This is a genomic window from Mesorhizobium sp. M7A.F.Ca.CA.001.10.2.1 (assembly GCF_003998575.1).
GTDB lineage: Bacteria > Pseudomonadota > Alphaproteobacteria > Rhizobiales > Rhizobiaceae > Mesorhizobium.
In genome coordinates, this window is sequence record NZ_RZQY01000576.1 from 1 (window position 1) to 4018 (window position 4018).

2 protein-coding genes are annotated in these 4018 nt (G+C 56.8%); both read left to right on the forward strand.

The genetic code is table 11. The features are described 5' to 3' along the window. Positions 1–771 precede the first annotated feature (771 nt). Complete coding sequence (locus tag EN964_RS37870) at positions 772–1047, forward strand: hypothetical protein (protein WP_128361818.1); 276 nt, start codon at positions 772–774, stop codon at positions 1045–1047. 497 nt (positions 1048–1544) lie between these two features. Next, a partial coding sequence (locus tag EN964_RS27595; protein WP_127276983.1) for an LEPR-XLL domain-containing protein occupies positions 1545–4018 on the forward strand: 2474 nt, incomplete at its 3' end.

A 4018-nucleotide genomic window follows, 5' to 3' on the forward strand; every position in this document is an offset into this window, starting at 1 on the left:
CCTGCAACCGGGCGCTTCAATCCGACGTAAGATTTAAAAGCCGGGAGGTCACCGGTGAACATCTTCAGCAGTTCACCGGCCGCGTGCATCACCATGTTTTCGAGGCAAATGAGTACGCACCGGTCTGATTGAGATCTTGATCGGAAACGCTCCCATTGCTGCGATCAGCGAATGCCGGTATCGGGGGTTGCGTATCCAAGATTTAAACCTGCGGACCAGACGTCGCCCATTGGCCGCGGAACCATACGGTACGATGCGGAAGATCTCTGATTTTCTGCCCAAGGAAAATTCAATAAAATCAACGTTCTCGCTACATCCTCCGGACCCACCATGACCATTGATTTCGAAGCGAAAATGCACACAACCTGAGCGGTGACGGTACTTTTCGAGACGGCATACGCGCCCCGCCAGACGCCGTTGTGCTGCAAAAATCATCCGATTGTTCTCGATAGTTGGTGAAACCTCAAAATATTTTTTGTTGCGATTTTCTCTTTAAAATCAATAGCGTAATTTTCTGACGGTTCTAGTGTCGTTCTTTTCCGCGTTTCAGGAAATATTTGAAAGTGATTTCAATGGGTTATATGGTCTTTAAATAATCGAGTGGGAGTAGGGGGACCGGCGGCAATGGCAAAGGTTCGGCACGTAGCGTCTCCGCTAGTGTGCCTACGCCAATGACCCCTTACCGGCCTCGATCGCCTTTCCAAAACAATCTGACGGCACTGAAACGTGGCTGTGCGTGGATGTAAAGCGTCCTCTCAGCTGTGTAGAGCCTTGGCGTACAATGGCGTGCAAATAGGCGGGTTTGGGCAGATTGCCGGCTCTGAACTCGCTGGCCAGTCCAAACGTTGCGTCGGTGTAAGCAGGCGCTATGGACAGCGCTTGCAAAAATGCGCTCCGCGCAGCCGGCGGGTCATTGATACCCAGTTCGATGAAACCCAGCGGAACAAGCGCGTCGGTATTTGCCGGCTGAAGAGCAAGGACACGCTTCAGCAACCCGGCGGCTTCTTCGAAATGCTGTTCCTGCCGGGCTTGACGCCTAGCGCATAAAGACTATCGGCCGTTTGTCCATGTGCCGCAGTCGCGCAGCGGAGATACACAACCGTGTATCCGGCAAGTGCGACAAGCCGCTTCTGGTGCATCAGACCTTCCCGCCGCGGTTATGATGGCTTGGTGCGACATTCGTGCCTTGCCCCTTCTCCAGGTTTCTTGCCTGCCGTGGCGGAAACCGTGTGCTGAAATTTCAAGGAAAGAACAAGAAATACTTCACTTTTGAAATATTGTTTTCTAAACTATCAGATTTAAATATGCTTAAAAAAATAATATCCCATATACATGTTAGATGGTTGATAGTTATACTTGTTTTGACGGAAACGTATCCGTAGATAATAATATGTTTACCGATGTATACGCCTATGGTCCGTATTGTCACAAATTTTACATAAATATAGACTCGTCGCGGTTTCGTGATCGCCTTGCGCCCAAGAATTTTCGGATGTACGTTAGCTTGCGGTCAATTAGCCATAGATGATGTTTGAGGGGGCAAAATGAACATTTTGTCGAGGCCAGCTTTTTTTGAAGCATTTCAGAAGAGATTAGCCAGCAAAGAACAGACACCCGTCCCTGGCGTATTTGGCCGTTGGCTGGCAAGTTCGCTGTTGCGGCGCTCGCCGGGGCGAGCCCGACGGCCCAGCAAGACATCAGATTTGCCGAACCTGGCACTTGAAGCGCTTGAACCGCGTTATCTGCTGTCGGCCGACATCTTGCCTTTCGCAGTCGACATGAACGACTTGGCCGGCGCCGACTATTCGCTGCGCTATGACAATCTGATCCAGGCGATCCAGATCTATGACAACAAGTCGGACACGCTGATCGACCAGCGCAACGTGCAGCAGATCGACTATATCGTGGTGCGCGGCACCGACGCCGACGACAAACTCACCATCGACTTCGGCGAAAACTTCCTGGCGGCGCTCGACGTGCGCTTCGACGGTGGTGCCGGCAACGACACGCTTGCCATGACCGGCGGCAGCTTCGACGCCGTGCGGCTGGCGACCGACACCGGCCTGTCAGGTAGCATTACCGCGCAAGCCGGAGCGTTGACCCATAGCATTGGCCTGGCAAACGTCGGCGCGGTCGAGGACGATACGACGGCCAGCCAGCGCATTTATGCCGACACTTCCGGGCAAGCGCGGGTGATCCGCATCGGCAGTTCAGATGATTCCAATGACGGTCTGTCGGTGCTTGACGCTGGAACATTTAACAATTTGATCGCCTACAAGTTCGCAACTCCGGCGGTCTCGCTGACCGTTGACGCGGGCGCGGGCGACGACAGCTTTGTGCTGCGCGAGATCGACCCTGCTTTGGCTGGCAGGGTGGTGTTGAGCGGCGGCGCCGGCAGCGACGCCGTGGTCGGCCCCCCGCGGGACACCGACTGGCATCTCACTGGCGAGGGTTCAGGTGATGTTGCTGGGGTGTCCTTCGTTACGGTCGAGAACCTGATCGGTTCCGCTGGCAACGAGGACACCTTTTTTGTTGGTGCGGCCGGAAGATTGAGTGGCGTCATGGCTGGCGGCGACGCTGGCTTCGACAGCATGGTTCTCGACGGCGGCACCTTCGCCTCGGTGAAGTATGCAGCTACTGGCCAGACGTCGGGCACAATCACGCGTGACGGTGTCGTGCTCCGCTATGACGGGCTCGAACCGATCATCGACAACAGTGTCGTCGCGGACCGGGTCATCACAACCAGCAATGCCGACGATGAAGCGACTCTGACCGACAATGGCGCGACGCTGACGCTGTCGTCGGATTCTCTTATTTCGACATTCGAGTCGATCACTTTCAACAAACCCAGCACCAGCCTGACCATCAATCTCGGCGATGATCTGGGCATTCCGATTCTTTCAAAGGATACCTTGACGATCAATGCGGTGAACCTCGGTTCAACCGCACTCATCATCAATGGCCAGGACGGCAAGGACGAGGTGACGATCTCCGGGACGCTGACTGCCGGCGCAGTTACCGTCAATGCCGAGAAGATCAGCGTTTCCAGCACCATAAACGCCAGTTCGATGACCCTGACAGCAGCGGCGGCGGACGATGGAAAAATCACGGGTGGCGCGTATTTCGCGACCCCGGAGGCGATCATCGACCTGAGCGGCGCCACGATCATCGTGACGGGCGCGGCTCAATTCACTGCAACCGCGACCGCCAATGTCGAGGCTGAGACTTTCGAAGTTGGGCCGCTCGCGGGTGTCATCGCGACGATCCTGCCCGAAGCGCGGGTCAAGTTCAGCAGCACCAATGTGACCGCGGCCAGCCTGTCGGCGTCGAGCACCGTAACCGTCACGCTGACCGCGAAGGACGAGTCCGACGCCGGTTCCGACAACGATGAAAAGAAGGATGCAGCGGTTTCCGTCACCGTTCTGGTCAGCGACGCGATCACCGAAGTGCTCGCGGGCAGCGTGCTCAGCGTCTCGGGCGCGGTGTCGCTGACTGCAACCAGCAACTTGACGATGACCACCGAGGCCGATGGCGGTAGCGGCGGCAAGGGCGCAAGCGTTGCGGTTTCAGAAGTCAATGCGACGACCCGCGCCAATGTCTCGGGCGGTTCGACGATTGGCGCGAATGCCGGCGATACACCCAATTCGATCGCGCTCGGCGCAACGCTGATCAGCAATATCACGACGATCGCCAAGTCGACGGCAGGCGGATCGGACCAAAGTGCGGGCGGTGACAACGAATCCGAGGAGCGCCTGAAGGACCCCAATAAGGACGGCATCACGTCCGACAAGGCGACGACCAGCAGCGGCGATATCACCTTTGCCGGCGCGGTGACGGTGTCGGATTATCGGCCGACCACCGAAGCCTTCGTTCAGGCCTCCACCCTCACATCCGGTGGCGCGATCACGCTGACCGCGCAATCGACGGACAAGGTGACGGCGACGGCGGACGGCACCAACACGAACTCTTCCTCCAACGGCGCTACCGGCATCGGCGTTGCAGTAGCGCTGAGCATCGC